Source organism: Streptomyces sp. DvalAA-43 (genome assembly GCF_900091725.1).
In the GTDB taxonomy this organism is placed as follows: Bacteria; Actinomycetota; Actinomycetes; order Streptomycetales; family Streptomycetaceae; genus Streptomyces; species Streptomyces pulveraceus.
Genome location: NZ_FMBW01000001.1, coordinates 49,415 through 65,744, shown reverse-complemented (window position 1 = coordinate 65,744; position 16,330 = coordinate 49,415). Strand labels below are relative to the sequence as shown.

The 16,330-nt window shown below is 71.6% G+C and carries 16 protein-coding genes and 1 pseudogene; 8 read left to right on the top strand and 9 right to left on the bottom strand.

What is annotated here, in order from left to right:
• Positions 1 to 109: 109 nt before the first annotated feature.
• Positions 110 to 757 carry a TetR/AcrR family transcriptional regulator gene (locus tag GA0115234_RS00350; RefSeq protein WP_093538801.1) on the bottom strand — a complete coding sequence of 216 codons (648 nt, stop codon included), beginning with the start codon at positions 755 to 757 and terminating at the stop codon, positions 110 to 112.
• A gap of 75 nt (positions 758 to 832) precedes the next feature.
• Here GA0115234_RS00350 and GA0115234_RS00345 point away from each other — a divergent pair, with 75 nt between their 5' ends.
• The gene (locus GA0115234_RS00345; RefSeq protein WP_093538800.1) at positions 833 to 2,464 is read left to right on the top strand and encodes an FAD-dependent monooxygenase; all 1,632 of its coding nucleotides are present in this window, start codon (positions 833 to 835) and stop codon (positions 2,462 to 2,464) included.
• A gap of 179 nt (positions 2,465 to 2,643) precedes the next feature.
• Here the strand turns inward: GA0115234_RS00345 and GA0115234_RS00340 are convergent, their stop codons facing one another.
• The 3 genes from GA0115234_RS00340 to GA0115234_RS00330 form a co-directional block, all read right to left on the bottom strand.
• Positions 2,644 to 3,156, bottom strand: a complete 513-nt coding sequence (locus tag GA0115234_RS00340) for a DUF4232 domain-containing protein (protein ID WP_093538799.1) — start codon at positions 3,154 to 3,156, stop codon at positions 2,644 to 2,646.
• A 105-nt stretch (positions 3,157 to 3,261) separates the two neighbouring features.
• Positions 3,262 to 3,678 carry a hypothetical protein gene (locus GA0115234_RS00335; RefSeq protein ID WP_176729026.1) on the bottom strand — a complete coding sequence of 139 codons (417 nt, stop codon included), beginning with the start codon at positions 3,676 to 3,678 and terminating at the stop codon, positions 3,262 to 3,264.
• Between the two features lie 255 nt (positions 3,679 to 3,933).
• On the bottom strand, positions 3,934 to 4,140 hold the full coding sequence (locus tag GA0115234_RS00330) for a DUF5988 family protein (RefSeq protein ID WP_093538797.1): 207 nt from the start codon (positions 4,138 to 4,140) through the stop codon (positions 3,934 to 3,936).
• A 139-nt stretch (positions 4,141 to 4,279) separates the two neighbouring features.
• Here GA0115234_RS00330 and GA0115234_RS00325 point away from each other — a divergent pair, with 139 nt between their 5' ends.
• The 3 genes from GA0115234_RS00325 to GA0115234_RS00315 are packed head-to-tail and all read left to right on the top strand — an operon-like array spanning position 4,280 to position 6,833.
• A complete protein-coding gene (locus tag GA0115234_RS00325; protein ID WP_093538796.1) occupies positions 4,280 to 4,612 on the top strand; it encodes a hypothetical protein in 333 nt (110 codons plus the stop codon).
• 52 nt (positions 4,613 to 4,664) lie between these two features.
• Positions 4,665 to 6,263 (top strand): helix-turn-helix domain-containing protein, encoded by a 1,599-nt coding sequence (locus GA0115234_RS00320; RefSeq protein WP_093538795.1) that lies wholly within the window; start codon positions 4,665 to 4,667, stop codon positions 6,261 to 6,263.
• A complete protein-coding gene (locus tag GA0115234_RS00315; protein ID WP_093538794.1) occupies positions 6,264 to 6,833 on the top strand; it encodes a transcriptional regulator in 570 nt (189 codons plus the stop codon).
• A 49-nt stretch (positions 6,834 to 6,882) separates the two neighbouring features.
• Here GA0115234_RS00315 and GA0115234_RS42065 read toward each other — a convergent pair whose 3' ends face one another.
• On the bottom strand, positions 6,883 to 7,302 hold the full coding sequence (locus tag GA0115234_RS42065; RefSeq protein WP_256088498.1) for an amidase family protein: 420 nt from the start codon (positions 7,300 to 7,302) through the stop codon (positions 6,883 to 6,885).
• On the opposite strand from GA0115234_RS42065, the gene GA0115234_RS42060 reads away from it, so the two are divergent.
• Complete coding sequence (locus tag GA0115234_RS42060) at positions 7,210 to 7,818, top strand: TetR/AcrR family transcriptional regulator (RefSeq protein ID WP_093538854.1); 609 nt, start codon at positions 7,210 to 7,212, stop codon at positions 7,816 to 7,818. The genes GA0115234_RS42065 and GA0115234_RS42060 overlap by 93 nt on opposite strands.
• 322 nt (positions 7,819 to 8,140) lie before the next feature.
• Here the strand turns inward: GA0115234_RS42060 and GA0115234_RS00300 are convergent, their stop codons facing one another.
• Positions 8,141 to 8,905, bottom strand: a complete 765-nt coding sequence (locus GA0115234_RS00300) for an SAM-dependent methyltransferase (RefSeq protein ID WP_093538793.1) — start codon at positions 8,903 to 8,905, stop codon at positions 8,141 to 8,143.
• 418 nt (positions 8,906 to 9,323) lie between these two features.
• On the opposite strand from GA0115234_RS00300, the gene GA0115234_RS00295 reads away from it, so the two are divergent.
• The gene (locus GA0115234_RS00295) at positions 9,324 to 10,181 is read left to right on the top strand and encodes an alpha/beta fold hydrolase (RefSeq protein WP_093538792.1); all 858 of its coding nucleotides are present in this window, start codon (positions 9,324 to 9,326) and stop codon (positions 10,179 to 10,181) included.
• Between the two features lie 241 nt (positions 10,182 to 10,422).
• Positions 10,423 to 11,215, top strand: a pseudogene (locus GA0115234_RS00290) (hypothetical protein).
• Positions 11,216 to 11,649: 434 nt separating this feature from the next.
• Here the strand turns inward: GA0115234_RS00290 and GA0115234_RS00285 are convergent.
• The 3 genes from GA0115234_RS00285 to GA0115234_RS00275 form a co-directional block, all read right to left on the bottom strand.
• A complete protein-coding gene (locus GA0115234_RS00285) occupies positions 11,650 to 13,200 on the bottom strand; it encodes a PH domain-containing protein (protein WP_093538791.1) in 1,551 nt (516 codons plus the stop codon).
• A gap of 85 nt (positions 13,201 to 13,285) precedes the next feature.
• Positions 13,286 to 13,948 (bottom strand): chloramphenicol phosphotransferase CPT family protein, encoded by a 663-nt coding sequence (locus GA0115234_RS00280; RefSeq protein ID WP_093538790.1) that lies wholly within the window; start codon positions 13,946 to 13,948, stop codon positions 13,286 to 13,288.
• Positions 13,949 to 13,975: 27 nt separating this feature from the next.
• Complete coding sequence (locus GA0115234_RS00275; RefSeq protein WP_093538789.1) at positions 13,976 to 15,001, bottom strand: TetR/AcrR family transcriptional regulator C-terminal domain-containing protein; 1,026 nt, start codon at positions 14,999 to 15,001, stop codon at positions 13,976 to 13,978.
• A 159-nt stretch (positions 15,002 to 15,160) separates the two neighbouring features.
• Here GA0115234_RS00275 and GA0115234_RS00270 point away from each other — a divergent pair, with 159 nt between their 5' ends.
• A complete protein-coding gene (locus GA0115234_RS00270) occupies positions 15,161 to 16,270 on the top strand; it encodes an FAD-dependent monooxygenase (RefSeq protein WP_093538788.1) in 1,110 nt (369 codons plus the stop codon).
• Positions 16,271 to 16,330: the final 60 nt, after the last annotated feature.

Below are 16,330 nucleotides of genomic sequence, written 5' to 3'. Positions count from 1 at the left end.
GACACGGGTCACCGGGCCCGGTGGGGCGGCGGACGGTCCGGAACCCCGGGCATCACGTCGATCCGCCACGGCACCGGAAACCCCGCAGGGCGGGCCCGCCGTCGCACCCTCAGCCCGCGCCGACGCCCCGCTCCAGGGCGTCGAAGAGCCGATCGGCGAGCGCGCGCAGGTCGCCGTGGACGGCCTCCGCCGTCTCGCCCGCGGACGTGCGCCGTGCCGCTTCCCGGAAGAGGGTGTCGCGGATGGTCTGGACCGTCGCCGCCGTGTAGCGGGTCTCCGGGTCGTACGGGGGGCGGCCCGCGGCCAGGGCCAGGGTCTCGGCCAGCGCGGTGGTCGCCTCCTCGTTCATCTCGCGCCAGCGGGAGCTCAGCGCCGGGCTGTCCAGCACCACTTGCAGGAAGCGGCCCATGCCGTCGACCAGGCCGCTCAGCGGATGCCGTTCGTCGATGAGCCGCAGGCTCATACGGCGCAGGGCGGCCAGCGGCGGCTCGTCCTGTTCGCGGTCGCGGACCGCCGCGGTGAGCAGCTCGGTGATCTCCGGGCCGCGGTCCAGGAAGAGATTCTCCTTGCGCGGGAAATGGTTGAAGACCGTCATCGTCGACACATCGGCGGTCTCGGCGATCTCGGCCACCGTGACGCCCTCGAAGCCGCGTTCCAGGAAGAGCCTCGTCGCGACGCCCGAGATGTGGTTCCGCAGTTCCCGCTTCTTGCGTTCCCGTCGTCCTGGTGGAGGTGTTTCGGTCTGTCCGTCTGCCATGAGCCCACAGTAGGAGAAAGATGGATTCTACTCAAAAGTTGTAGTCACTAAAAGTTTTGTCGCATACTCCTTTCCATGACAACTCATCGCACCTGCAAGGAGTTCGACGCCGACGTACTGATCGCGGGGGCGGGGCCGACCGGCCTGATGCTCGCCCACGAGCTGAGCATCGTCGGGGTCTCCTGCGTGGTCGTGGAGCGCCATACGGAGATCGACCCGACGGTCAAGGCCGGGGCGATCGGACCGCTCGCCTCGGAGGCGCTGCGCCGCAGGGGACTGGGCCCCGCCCTGGAGAGGGCCTCGCTGCAGGCTCTGGCCCAGGTGCTCGGCAACTTCCGTACCAAGGCGCCCGAACTCGACGCGAGGATGCGGGCCCTGGAGGAGACCGGCGCCTCACCCGCCGAGGTCGCCGCGGTGATGAACAAGGAGTCGCCCGTCGGCGGCAAGGGGCACTTCGCCGGTATCTGGCGCATCGACGCGTCCAAGCGCGAGGAGAGCGAGCGGGCCACGACGCTGATCGGGCAGCAGGCGCTGGAAGCCCTCCTGGGGGAAGCGCTGGAAGGCGCCCCGGAGGTCCGGATCGCCCGCGGCCGCACCGTCACCGGGGTCGTCCAGGACGCCGAGGGCGTCGATGTCGAGACCGACGGGCCCGGAGGACCGGGGACACTGCGGGGACGCTGGCTGGTGGGCTGCGACGGCGGGCGCAGCCTCGTGCGCAAGCTCAGCGGCTTCGCGTTCCCCGGCACGGAACCGACCATGACGGGACATCAGGTGGTCGCCGAGTACGCCGACTCCGATGCGCTGCTCCCGCACGGCTGGCGCCGCACCGGGAACGGCATGATGGCCTACGGGCCGACACCCGGTCGGCTCTTCCTGGCGCGGTTCGACGGGCCGCCCGCCGACCGCGACGCACCGGTCACCCTCGACGAGGTCCAGGCGGCCGCGCGCCATGTCACGGGTACGGACGTCGTGGTCACGGCCGTGAGCTCGGCCACGCGTTTCACCGACCACGCCCGCCAGGCGACCGCGTACCGCAGCGGCCGCGTGCTCTTGGCGGGAGACGCGGCACATGTGCATTCGCCGTTCGGCGGGCAGGGCCTCAACCTCGGACTGATGGACGCGGTCAACCTGGGCTGGAAGCTGGCGTCCGTCATCGCCGACCGCGCCCCCGACGGGCTGCTCGACACGTACACCACCGAGCGCCACCCCGTCGGCGCCCGCGTCCTGGCCAACACCCGTGCCCAGGTGGCCCTGATGCGGCCGGGCCCGCACGTGGGCGCCCTGCGCGACCTCGTGGGAGAACTGCTGGACGAGGTGGACGAGGCCAACGCGTTCTTCGGGCGCATGCTGGGCGGCCTCGACACGCGGCACGAGATGCCGTACGCGACCGGCGTCCCGGAGGAAGCGATGCCGCTGCTGGGGCGCCCGGTCCCGGACCTCCGTCTCGCCGACGGCTCCTCGCTGTCGGACCGCATGACGACCGGCCGCGGGATCCTCCTCGCGCCCGATGCGGGGCCGGCCGCCGCCTGGGCGCACCGGGTCGACCTGGTGACGGCGGGCCCGGCGGCACAGGAGGCGCACCGTGGCATCGCGGCCCTGCTGGTACGCCCGGACGGCATCGTCGCCTGGTCCGCCGGGGCGGTCGGCGAACCGGACCACACGCTCCTGGAGAAGGCGCTGACCACCTGGTTCGGCGCGGGCCGCTGACCGGCTGAGCAGGGCCGGGGACGGGCGGCGGAGCGATCAGCCACCGCCGTCGGTCCTGGCCCCGGCCCTGTTTCAGGCGGTCCTGGCGGGTCCCCCGGCCGGGCCCGCGTGGGCGGCGGTGCCAGGAGCCCCGCCGCCCCGGCACCGCTTCAGGGGCGTGCCGAGGGTGCGGGAGGGCGTCAGGACTCCCCGCGCTCGACCGGGCCGATGAGGGTACCGGCGGCCACGGTCAGCTTGCCGTCGGCGAAGGACGTGCCGGGGATCTCGCCGTCCGGGGCCCGCAGCGTGAACGACGCCTCCTGCGCGGCGATGCCGTGGGCGTTGTTGGGGACCTGGATGTCGAAGTGGACCGGGTGTCCCGGACCGAAGGTCACCACGGTCGTCTGGTCGCCGTAGCGGCCGGGGGTGATCCCGACGTCCGAACCGTGGTTCGAGAACCGCACGTCGATCGGCGAACCGGCCAGCTTGCACGACTCGTACCCGCGCGGAGCCGTCAGCGTCACGCGGTAGTGGCTGTGCCCGCTGCTGGCGGGCCCCTCGGTGATCTTCGCGAGGTGGTTGGCGGGTCGGCAGGCCGAGGGGGCGGAGCCGCCGGCCGCCGCGGGCGAAGCCTGTGCGGCACCCGCACCGACGACCCCCGTGATCAGCGCGGTGGTGGCTACGGCGACGGCGAACTTTCGGGTCATGCGCATCCTGAACACTCCTTGTTCCGCTCAAAGGTTCTGCTCAATGGTTCTGCGGGTGCTTCCCACCGCCGCGGCGGCGCCCCTGGAGGCGCGCCGCCGCGGCGACGTACCTCAGAGGACCGTTACGTGGAAGACCGGCGAGGCCGTGGTGCCGCTGACCATGCGCAGGTCGTTCTTGCCCTTCAGCCCGAGCTCGACGCCGAGCGAGTACGAGCCGTCCCGCAGGGTGTTCGTGGAGGCGGGCAGGCTGACCCACTTGTCGTGCTGCTTCTGCTGGAGGGTCACCTTGCTGCCCGCCTTGAGACCGGTGGTCCGGCCCGTGACGCGGAACAGCTGCCAGGCACGGACGGAGGACACCGACGCCTTGGCCGTGATGCTTGCCTTGACGGGTACGGCCTGCTGTGCGACGGCCGGGGACGCGGTGTGCGCGGCCGGGGTGGCCGCCATCGCGGTGCCCGTGAGAGCGAGGGAGGCCGCGCCGAGGACACCGACGACGGCCATGCGCAGGGAGCGCCGATTCGAGATCATCACAGATCTGCCCCTTTCGATCGTGAGAACAACCTTTCGCACCAAAGGACACCTACATGTCGATTGGTGCACTCACTGGGAACGACGACACAACGGACGCCGACGTTCATCGGGGCTTTGTCACTGTCTTGCAACAGCCGTGCGGGGCCGGGGAGATGGGGTCCGAACGGACGTGCGGCGAACCGGTCGCGCATCCTCGAATGCGCAGGCCGAGGTCCGGTTGTCCGGGGAGGTCCGGCTGTCCGGAGGCTCCGGCTATCCGGGGACTTCCGTGCGCTCCCACCATTCGTAGACGGGCAGCTTCCCCTCGGCCGTTTCCTGGTGGCGTGCCGTGGCCCTGAAATGTTCGTACCCGCCACGGAACGGGACCTTGATGTCGGGCCCGGGTTCGGTGAGGGGGACGATCCGGTCGGGGAGATCGCCGGGGCCGCCTTCGAGGACTGCTCTGGATGCGTCGGTCATGGCGAGAGTTTCTCCGGGCGGTGGCCCGGCTCCTCCATGACGCGCCGAAGGGTTCACCACCGCCCGCCACGCCCCACTCCGACGGCGTGCATGGTAACTTTCCAACAAGTTGAACAGTATCTCTCCGGGAGGCGGACGGGTGTTGCAGATCCAGATCGGCCCCGAGCGCGCGGCACACCCGGACGACCGTCTGATGCGGACCACCCTGGGGTGGCGCCGGGGCATGAGCGAGGACGAGGCGTGGGAAGCCGGCCGGGGCATCTGGAAGTTCAACGCCGACCGGGCCCTGTCGCAGGACGAGGTGCAGATCATCAACACCGAAGGCACGGTCCTCGCGGTCGCGAGGATCATCGGGATCTCCAAGCACGGTGACCGTTACGCTCTCGAAGGCGAACTCCTTCGTGACGACCCGCGCGTCGGCCGTTTGACCAGCAGCCCGCATCTGTCCCGTAACCCCGTCACGTACATCTGACGGGCCCCATGACCCTCCATGACACCGCCATCGCCGCGAAGGGAGCGCTCCGGTGAGTGACTTCGACGCCATCGACGCGCTGCTCGCGGCCGTCGGCCCGCAGGCCGAGCTTCCGCCGCCGGACGTCCGCCGGGAGCTGAGGGAGCGGGCCAGGCTCTCCAAGGCGCAGGTGGCCCGCACGCTCGGCGTGAGCCCCAGCACGGTCGGCGGGTGGGAGAACGGCCGCGACCCGGCGGACGAGATCCGCACGAAGTACGCGTATCTGCTGGACGGACTGGCCGCCAAGTTCACCAGCGAGCCGGAGCAGGAAGCGGAGCCCGAGGAGGCTGCGGAGCCCGAGGAGCCCATCGGGCCCGATGGCTCCCCGCCGTCGCCGGTTTCCGGGGAGTACGAGGCCGGGGACGACGTGGAGTCGCTCACCGCCCCCGAGCCGTGCGTGTTGTGCGGATCACCGGCCCGTCACCGGGTGGCGGGCTTCGCCCAGCACCTGGACCCGGCCGACTGCCGACCCGCCACCGCTGCCACTACCGACGCTGACACCGGCACGCAGCCCACCGGCACGGGCACGCAGCCCACCGCCCCCTCATCCGACCCCCGGGCTCCCAAGTCCCCGACCCCCCGGCCCCGGCCCTCCCGGGGCCCGGCCAAGCGCGCGTTCCAGGAGCACTCCGGGCCGGGCGACCTGATCGGCCGGACGGTCCGGGCGGCCCTCGCCGAGCACCAGGGCGATGTCGACGCGTCCCTCGCGGCGCTGCTGAAGCGGGCGATCCCGGACGCGATGCGGCTGCTGGACGAGACCCGCAAGGGAGCGCGGTACGACATCGTCGCGCACCCGTGGATCCCGGACATCCTGCGCAAGCAGACCTCCAAGGGCGCGGACCGGATCTGGGAGGCGCGTCCGAAGTGGACCCGTCACGAACTGCCGCCCGGCCGCCACGAGGTGACCGCACTCGACATCAACGGTGCCTACCTCTCCGCCCTGAAGACCCACCTCCCGCTCGGCCAGCTGGAACACACCACCGGCTTCGCCCACGACCGCCGCCGCGCCGGTGTCCACCTGATCACCCCGCCCCAGTGGGAACACGGGGCGGTGCTGCCCAACCCGATCGGCAACCGGGACGAGCCCGGCCCGCTCTGGGTCACCGAACCGACCCTGCGCCTCCTGCTGCGTCTCTCCGGCCCGAAGCACGCCCTGTGCGCACCCCCGGAGATCCATGAGTCCTACACGTCCGGTGCGACGGAGAACCTGCTGGAGAAGTTCCGGGTCGCCCTCAAGGACGCCCGGGACACGGCGATCGCCGAGGACGACGAGGTGACGCTGGAGTATGTGAAGGCGATGTACTCGAAGTTCGTCTCCACGATGGGGGAGTCGAACTACAACCGGGAGCTCTACCGCCCGGACTGGATGCACATCATCCGCAGCCAGGCGTTCGCCAACCTCTGGATGAAAGCCCTCAAGGCCCACGACGAGGGCCTCACCGTCGTACGTGCGATGGGAACCGACGAGCTCCACGTCATCGGCGACTGGCACCGTGTCTTTCCCGAGGGCCGCGGCGTGACCGAGGTCAAGACGAAGGACACCTACACTGCGGGCAGCGAGGAAACCGGGCACAGCGGCGACACCGAGGACATGGCGGGGGAGGACGAGTAGATGCCCGAGAGGACCCTCGACTTCGGGAAGTTCGGCGCCCGGGGTATCAAGGGCAGCGACGCCGTCGCACGCAAGCTCGACGAGTTGTCGGGCGGCATCGTCACCCCGGTGACCGTGAAGCGTGGTCTGATGGCGCGCCTGCACTACCTGACCAGGACGGAACACAGCCGCAGGGCGGCCAGGGACGCCGGGCTGACGGTGACCGACCGTACGCTGAAGGCATGGCTGGACGAGAAGCGCCGGCCGTCCCACGCCAACCTGGCACGCATCGACGCCGCCTACCGCCAGGTGCGCCGCCACAACGTCGCCCGCCATCTCCTGCGCCGCCTGAACGCCGACGGCGGGACGCGGGTGGAGATCCATCCGCTGAACCAGTCGCAGGTGCCGCGCCCGCTCCAGCGGATGGTGGAGTACCGCACGATGAACGTCCGCCGCTGGGACCGCATCGTCGACGCCTGGGAATCCGGCGACCAGCAGGGGCTGGACGACGCCTGGGGGGACACGATCGTCGACCTGGGCTCGCAGTGGGGCCAGTACGAGTACGTCACCAACATCGGCTTCGCCGCGTAGAACTGTTGCCGGTTCTCAAGAACCGCGCCTCCTTCTCAGCGCCACCTGCTCACCGCTCGCCGAGCATGGACACGGGCGGCCGCAGGGTGCCTTCCGACTCCTCGACGAGCCGGGCCGCCGCCAGCAGCCTGTCCTCCCGGTGGTGCGGGGCGACGAGCTGGACGGAGCACGGCAGGCCGTCGGGGGCGAGGCCGGCGGGGACGGTGATCGCGGGGTGCCCGGTGTCATTGAAGATCGAAGTGAAGGCGATCGGCAGGGTGCCCTCCCGGATCGCCCTGAGCGTGTCGGGCCCCTCGGCGGGCCAGGCGGTGGTCGGCACGGTCGGCAGGAGCAGCAGGTCGTACCGTTCGAAGAGCTCCAGGAGACGGAGGCCGACCTGCTGGCCGCCGCGCGCCGTCTCCTCGACCGCGACGGGGTCCTCGCCGGCATCAATCTTCGGGAGGTCGCGGCCGAGGCGGGCGTCAACCACGGCCAGATCTACCAGTACTTCGGCTCCAGGCAGTCCTTGCTCCGGGCCGCCGCCGCCGACTTGGTGGAGCGTCGGGCGGCGGAGAACGACGGTCACTGGGAGCTGCCGTTCCGCGAGCGTCGGCAGGCCATGTTCCGCTACCGAGTCGAGGAACCCGAACTGGTGCGGCTGGAAACCCTGTTGGCCCTTGACGGCGACGACGGATTCAGCCCGCTGCCGCGCTTCGAGCGGACCCGCCAGAGCCTGGAGCGGGACCTGGACAACGGCGCACTCCCCGAGGGCGCCGACGCGGTGGCCGCGCACGTGATGACGGCGGCGGCGCAGATGGGGTACGCGATCTTCCGCGAGGCATATGCCCGGGACACGGGCATCCCCCTGCCCGAGCTCGACGAGCGGGCGGCCCAGGCGTACGCCCGCATGGTCGCGGGACTCACGCTCGCCTCGACCGGGGAAACCCCCGTCGAGGAGACACGGGCGGAAAGGCCGTCTGTCGAGGAGCCGCCCACCGGAGACTGATCGGTCGGCCCCGGCACTCGGACCCGGGACAGTCCCCGGGCGGGCCCCTCGGCGTCACGCGGCACCCGGAGTCCCGGCAGGGGCAGGACGGCGTCACGCCTCGCCGACCGAAGCGCCTGACGAGCCGTACTCCCGTTGCGACCTCCGCACCGAGAACCGTGGGAGAAGGCACGCGCCTGAGACCGACCAACGGTCCAACGCGCTGGGACACGTGCGAACCGGCTCGTCGAGCGAGCATCAGCTGACGCTGCCGACGAGAACCTGCACGCGACCGCTCCGCCGCCGAGGAGAGAGCCGGGCGGAGTGGTCGCGTTCGCCCTGGTCAGCCCACGGGGACCAGGGTGAGGTAGGCCATGCCGAGCACTCCGCGGTAGCCCCGCAGCCAGCTCGACCGGTGCCGGTCGACGCGCTCGCGCGTCTCCTGCGCCAGCGGGTGATCCGGGTGAGCGGCCAGCCACTCCTCCGCGTCGGCCTGATAGCCGGACTCGAAGTCCTCCCACTCGTCGCCGTCGGCCGTCTCGATCCAGACCGGCCGGAACCCGGCGGACACCGCGACATCCACGAGTCCGCCCAGGTCATGGAACTCGTCGGCACGGGCGTCCGGCCACATCGCGGCCAGTTCGGCGGAGGTGGGGGAGCGCTGCCAGAAGCCCTCGGCGAGGAGAACACGCCCTCCGGGCGCGACGATCCGGCGCAGCGCACGCAGGGCGCCGGCACTGTGCTCGGGCGGTTCCGCGTCGCTGAGGGCGTGACTGGCCCCGAGACACAGGACGAGGTCGGCGGACCCGTGCGGCGCCCCCTCGGCGGACCCCTCGACGAACTCCACGCGTCCGGCCAGCCCACGGGCCTCGGCATTCGCGCGCCCCCGGGCGATGTCCTCGCCGTTGAGATCGATCCCGGTCCCCGTCGCCCCCGGCACCGCGTCGAGGACGCGGAGCATCAGCTCCCCCCAGCCGCAACCGATGTCCAGAACCCGTGCCGGGACGGCCCGGCCGAGTCGGTCGACGATCCGCGCGGCCCGCGCCTCGGAAAGGGGGCCGTGGAAGGTGAGCTGGGTCAGACGGGGCGGAAGATCGGCTTCGGTCATACGACGCACGCTAACGCCGACGGCCCAGCCACGGACACCGAGTTTCGGTCCGGCCGCGCCGGACAGCATCGGACCGTACCGACACGTTCACCCCGTGAGGCCTCTGCGGACGGCCCCGGCCCTCGCCCGGCGGCGGTACCTTCGGAACGAACACACCCCGAGGCTGCGAACGACCCATGAGGAGCCGGGACATGCCCGGTCGCCCGAGCGCGCGTCGACGTCGTAGGCCCGTGACCGGCCTGTCATCGCGTGCTGCCTTCGACATGCGGCACAGCGAGCCTTCCCCCACCCGAACCGTCGGCGTATCCGACGCGCGCCGGGTGGCGGGCCCTGTCCTGGCCTCATCCACAGGCATCAGCCGTGGATCGAGGTTTAGTCTCATGGCAGTTGATGTTCCTCGGCTTCGGAAGGAAGACCTATGGCAGCCGTGCACGTGACCGTGTGGGATGACCGCGATGGGGTCGGAGGAGGCCGGGCCACGACAGCTTCGGGGGCCCCGGTGACCCCGGCGGCCGCTGCTGCGCCCGCCCTCTTCATCCACAACATCTTCGCCTGGGGCAGCGATTCCATGTACGGGTTTGCCGGGCAGCGGCCCCTCGCGGACAGCCGGCGGCTCCTCATGATGGATCGCCGGGGCTACGGCGACAGCCCGGACACCGCGCGCAGCGACTTCGACGTCGACGCCGAGGACATCGTGGAGGTGCTCGGCGAAGGGGCCTCCGCCGTGGGGCCCGGCGGCGCCCACCTCGTGGGGCACGGGAACGGCGCCGTCGCCGCGCTCATCGCCGCCACGCGCCGACCCGACCTCGTCCGCTCCCTTGCCCTCATCCAGCCCTCCGCCTTCACCGCCGCCGCGCACCATCCAGTCGTCGCCGACCTCCTCGACCGGGTGCGCGACGGTGCCCCGGGCATCCCGGACGGCGTCACGCCGGAGCAGTATCTACGTGCGTCCACCGAGGGGTTGGGGATGACCATGCCCGAGCCAACGTCGCGCCGGCTCCGTGCCGTTGCCACATCCATGAGGGAGCGGCCCATCTGGGAGGCGGAGATCCCACTGGAGGTGGTCCGGGGTGCCGCCCTGCCGATTCTGGTGATCTGCGGAACCTGGGAGAGCGCGCCGGCCATGTACCGCGAGCACGTGGGGCTGCCTCTCATGGCCGTGGCCGAGTCCCTCGCGGACTCCCTCGGGGGCCGCCTCCTGCGGGTGCCCGGTTACTACCCGCACACCCAGGAGCCCGCCGCCGTCAACGCCGCCCTGCGGGAGTTCTGGGGCTGACCCGGTTCCGCACCGGCTGCCGGCCCCGCACTTGCGTGATCGGATTCGGGTCGTCGAACGCAGCCGGGACCGCCGTCGGCGTATGGGAAACCCGCATCTCGGAAGTGCCGTGCCGACTGCGTGTGCCGGAAGCGTGAAGAACTCCCGTCACCGCCGGTCACAAGGCACTCCTCTACTTTCCCGAACGTCATCCACGGGCATTGGTCGGTGGATCGCGGCTTGGGCAACCCGAGGGGTCCATGTGCCGTCCGCTTCCTCTTCCTCTGCTCCTCCTTCCTCCGCGTCCGATTCCGGGTGCCCTGCCCCGTCAGGCCTGTGGCGGGACGGTGACTTCCGTCGGCTCTGGGTGGGCCAGACGGCCTCCCAACTCGGCGAACACGCAGGCCTGGTGATCCTTCCGCTGATCGCCGTACTGGCCCTCGACGCCGACGCCGACGCCGGCCGACTCGGTGTCCTGTGTGCGGTGGGGCAGACGCCGGTGCTGCTCGTGGTCGCCTTCGCCGTCGGGACCCTGTCCGTGTTCTTCGACGTGGCCTACCAGACCTCTCTCGTACGGCTGGCGGGACGCGATCAGCTGGTACGCGGCAACAGCGCGCTCGAAGACAGCCGGTGCTCGTGTCCGCGGCGGTGCTCGGCGACGGCGTGATGCTGTGCCTGCCCGTACCGCACGGTCCGACCGCGGTGACGGTCCCCTCGCTCATGGCGGTCAACTTCGTCTTCGGGGCCTTCGGCCAACTGGTGAACGTCACGGTCATGGCCGTCCGGCAGGCCGTCACCCCGGACGGGACGCAGGGCCGGGTGGCCGCGAGGATCAACTTCGCCGGGATGGGACTGGCCCCGGTCGGCTCGCTGCTCGGCGGCTTCCTCGCACAGGAGCGGGCGCTGCGCACCGCCCTCCTGGTGACGGCCTGGGCATGACGCTGTCCCCCGCCCTGATGGCGCTCTCCCCGCCGGCCCGCCTGGTACGGGTACTTCCCACTCCGCAGGACGCACCGCCCCACCTGCCGGAGCCCCGCACCCGACACCGTTCATGACATCGCAGCGCCCCGGCACGGGGGAGTGACCGGGGCGCTGCTGTCCGTGTGCCGGCGGTGGTACGCGTGCGGGGCTTCGGGTCTTCCCCGTGTGACGTGGCCGGCGCGACCGCGCTGCCGGGTACGGCAGTTGGTCTGCCCATAGCTTCGGCCTCACCGCTGTTGTTCCACTGACGTCCGGCTGATGTGCCGCTGACGTCCTCTCCACCGCCCCCTGCTGACGCCCTCTCCGTGGGCGCTCGGTTACGCCCCGGTCAGGGCACCAGGACCAGTCGGCCGCGGATTCCTCCCCCGGCCGGCCGGCGGTGGGCCCGCGCCGCTTCGTGGAGGGGAAAGGTGTCGGCCACCCGCGTGGTGAGCCGCCCGGCACCGGCCCCCGACCGGCCCCTGACTGCGGGCCCCGCCGGAGCCGTCCGGGCATCCGCGACCGTGGCTCACCCCGCTGCCGGGCGCAGCTCGCGGATGATGCGGGTCAGGTCGGCCGGGGCGGCCGCGAGGCGGACCGGGCTGCCCGCGTCGTCGAGTTCGGCGATGTGCCAGCCGCCGGGGACGGTGTCGCCGTCGCTGCCCCGGAGCCGCCGTACGCCCTTGACGGTGAGCCGCTCCACCGGGATCGGCTTCGCCGCGAAGCGGCCGGGGCCGGAGTGCGGGGTCACCGCGGGCGGGCCGTCGCCGAGGACGATGTGGGTGCCGAAGAAGTGCGGGTTGTAGTCGGTCTGTTCCAGGAAACGGGCAGCCACGAACACCTCGTCCGCCGCCCCCGCCTTCCCAGGCTTCCCGGTGGACTCCGCCGCTCGGGGCGTACGCACCCGGGTGGCCCGCCAGGCCAGGACGGACAGACCCAGCGTGGCCGCCGAGCCCGCCGCCGCCCAGGCGATCGTCGCCGGAGAGGTGAAGGGGTCCGTGGGGTGGCGGTAGCAGAGCGGCAGCAGCCACAGGGCCGTACCGACGAGGACGCCCACGAACGGAAGCGCCGACGGGAGCACCTCGTCGTCCGGCAGCCGCCGCCCGCGCAGGCGCAGCAGCACCCGGGCAGCGGGGTAGCCCGCGGTCAGGGCCAGCGCGGCCGCGAGGACGGCCATCTCCCCGGCGGCGGAGACATGCTCGCGCCACACGTGGTGCGCTCCGGCGACCTTCATCACCCGGTCGCGCCAGAACGTCACCTCCACGCTGTCGCCCGGCCCGAAACCCTGCGCGCCCTCGCGCGAGACCGCGAGCCGCTCCAGCGGGCGGCCGTCGGCGAAGTACAGCCAACTGGACTGCTTGGGCCTGCGGACCGCTGCCTTCGCGATCACGGCGGGCACGGTGGTCAGACAGTCGCGGCGCTCCGTGGTGCCCGTACCGGCGCCGGCTCCGGCGGCGCACGGGACGGCCGACTGCCACGCGCGTGCGTAGGAGGTGGAGTCCGGCACGGCCCACGCGGCCGCCCCCGCACCGGCCAGCAGCAGCGCGCACAGGATCAGCGCCCAGGACACGGAGCGCCCGGCGGTGCGGCGCGAGATGACGGGGATGTGGCTCGAATCCGGGGCTCCGTGACGGACGTGCAGCGCGTGGAGCGCGTCCACCTTTGCGTCGAACTCCGCACGGTCGTCCGGCAACCCGCACTGCGGCAGCGGCAGGAGCCGTCTGCGCCCGTTGCGCAGCACCAGGCCGACCCGCCGGACCTCCGGTATCCGGTGGCTGCTCTCGTGCTTCAGCAGGATCCGCAGGCCGGTGATGTCGCCCCACGGGACACTCCGGCGGCGCAGCAGCGTTCGGCTGTGTACGCCGTACGCGTCGGCGCTCACCCGGGTGGTGACCATGCCGAGCGCCAGGACGCCCAACAGGGCGAGCAGTACGCCGATGCTCAGCCACGCGTCCAGGAACGTGCCGCGGTACGCCCCGCGCACCGCGGCCAGGGACGCTCCGGCGGCACCGAGCCCGACCAGGAACCACCAGGGGAGTCTTCGACGGGGGCGGCAGATCACTTCCCGGACATCGTTCATGCGCATAACCTTGCCACCGGCCGGGCCGCGCCTTCTTGTGGGTTCTCCGGCAATGCTGTGGGCCGCCACACTGCCGATGTCGCGCCTACTCCCTCCGGGCCCCTGCCACGACGCCGTTACCCTCCCGGGTTGCCGACCCCATGCGTTGGAAGGCGGTGGGTGTCGTCCGACGGCGGAGGAACTCCTTGATGTCCCGAGCACACTCGGCAGGGCTCGAACCGCCGGTGTCGCACTCGACGTCGTAGCTGCCGTGGGCATGGGCCCGGTCGAACTGGCGGGCCGCCAGCCCCGCCGGGCGATCACCGCGCGTCCGCTCCCGGCGCTCCAGCTCCGGCAGCGGGCAGCGCACACCGACGAGGACGACGTCCGCGGGCGGAAACAGGGCCAGGCAGTCCTGGAGGCGCCAGGGCTCGCTCAGAATGTGGTCCACGACGACGGTGTTGCCCGCGGCGGCCATGCCCGCGACCGCGCGGTGATACCCCATCCAGGTGCGCCTGAGCACGATGTCCAGCTGGTCCGGTGCGAGCTCGGGACCCGACCGCATGGCGTGGAACGCGTCCACGGGCATGTGGAAGGACGGCTCGTCGAGGAGGGCGACCAGCTCCCTGGCAACGCTCGACTTGCCTGAACTGGACGTGCCGTTGAGGAAGATGATCAGCCCGCCGGCGGGGCCGCGATGGCGTTCACCTCCATGACCGGTGTCATCTCCGCGTCCGTGGGCGGCCGGATCCGAGGGGGATATGTCCATGGCCACAGAGTAGGACCGGGGAGGGGTTCACGGGGTGGTGGCCTCCCGACTCGTGGTCCACCGGCTGGTGACCTCCCGGCCCTCGATGATGGGCGTCAGACCGTCGAGGAGCGCCGTGAGACCGAACTCGAACAGGGCGTCGAGACGCAGGTCGTAGCCGTCGCCGAAGGCTCCGACGATCCGGGTGAAGGCGGGGAAGCGGCCGGACTCCGCCAGCCACTGGAGGGTGGGGGCGCGGCTGTCCATCCACTCGTCGTCCGACTGGCCCGTGGCCGCCTCGGCCTGTGCCTCCCGCTCCAGGTGCACCGCCAGGCCGTGGGAGTGGCTGTAGATCAGTACGTGGATGTCGAACAGCCGGGTGGGGTCGAGGCCGTGGCCTTCGAGGGCGCTCAGTACCCATTCGCCGTGGACCATGAGGTTGGGCAGGGGCAACGGGCGGGATATGGGGCCGAGTTGGGCCAGCCATGGGTGCCTGCGGTACAGGGTCCAGAGGGTCCGGGCCCCCAGCTCGACCCGTGGGCGCCAGCCCTCGGGCGCGTCGGCGGGATAGGACTCCTCGCCGTAGGCCGTGTCGGCCATGAGCAGGACGAGGTCGTCCTTGCCGGTGACGTACCGGTAGAGCGACATGGCGGCCACGCCGAGACGGGCCGCGACGCCGCGCATGGAGAGGGCCGACAGCCCTTCGGCGTCCGCGATGTCCATGCCCGTACGGACGATCCGTTCGAGGGTCAACTCCTGCTCGGAGGCGGAGGCGGAGGCGGGGGCTCCGGCTGAGGAGGAGGCAGAGGAGGGGGAAGCCGGGGATGCGGCCGGCGGAGCGGTTCCGGCCACGACCGTGCCGGTCCGGGGCCGGGTCTCGACGAGTCCCTCAAGGCGCAGCGTGGTCAGGGCCTTGGTGGCGGTGGCGAGCGCGACGCCCCACTCCCGGGCGATCTGACGGGTCGAGGGAACGCGGTCCCCGGCCACGAGTTCGCCATCGGCGATGCGGCGGCGGATCGCGGCGACGATGCGCAGATAGGGCGGTTCGGCGGGTGTTGCTGTGGGCTTCGTCACGTCCTGCGGCCTTTCCGTTCTGTACTAGTGCAGAGAGGAGCGGTGAGAATGCCGCCCTGATGTCAACTGTCCTAGTACAGCAGGAGGGTTAGGTCAGTTGAAGAGGGTGTGCGTACGCCGTACGTTCAGTTTGCGTACAGCGTATCGAAGGAGTTTCCCATGCAGACCGTTCTCATCTCCGGCGGCGGAATCGCCGGGACCGTGCTCGCCCACTGGCTGCACCGCCGCGGCTTCGCGCCCACCGTCGTCGAACGCGCCCCGCGCCCGCGCCCCGGAGGGCAGGCCGTGGACATACGCGGTGTCGCTCTCGATGTCGTCGGGCGGATGGGCCTGCTGGAGCGGGCGCGGAAGGTGCGTACCCGGATGCGCGGCATGTCGGTCCTCGACCCCGAGGGGCACGAGATCGACCGCTCCACCGAGTCGACCTTCAGCAGTGGCCGGCTCGACAGCGACGACATCGAACTGCTCCGCGAGGACCTGGTGCGGATGGTGCACGAGCACACGCGCGAGGATGCCGAGTACCTCTTCGGGGACAGCGTCACCGCGCTCCGGGAGGACGGTGACGGTGTGCGCGTCGACTTCGTCCACGGGGCGTCCCGCACCTTCGACCTGGTGATCGGCGCCGACGGCCTGCACTCGGCCGTACGGCGCCTGGTGTTCGGCCCCGAGGAGCGTTTCGCCCGTCACCTGGGGAGCTACCTCTCGGTGTTCAGCGCGGACAACTTCCTCGGGCTCGACGACTGGCAGGTGTGGCTGCGGGACGGCGAGGTGGGCTTCGGCGTCATGCCCGTACGCGACAGTACGGAGCTGAGGATCGCCTTCGGTTTCGAGTCCGGCCCCCTCGCCCGCGAACCGCGCGACAGCGCCACCCTGCGGCAACTCGTCGTCGACAAGCTGGCATCCCTGCGCTGGGAGGGGGCCCGCCTGGCCAAGGCCGCCGCGGAGGCACCCGACTTCTACTGCGACGCCATGGCCCAGATCCGGATGGACCGCTGGTCCCACGGCAGGGTGGCCCTGCTCGGGGACGCCGGGTACTGCCCCTCCCCGCTCACGGGACAGGGCACCAGCCTGGCCCTCGTGGGCGCCCATGTGCTGGCCGACTGCCTCGCCCGGACACCCGGCGACCACCGCGCCGCGTTCTCCCGCTACGAGTGGCGGATGCGCCCCTTCGTCACGCTCAACCAGGACCTGATCACCGAGAACCCTGGCGGGCCCGCCGCCGAGGCGTCGATCACGCGCGCCAAGAACGCACTCTCACTGGACGACTGATTCGTATTCCCCCGCATGCGGAGCGGGGGATCCGGGGTGAATCGCTCGATGGGTTCCTCG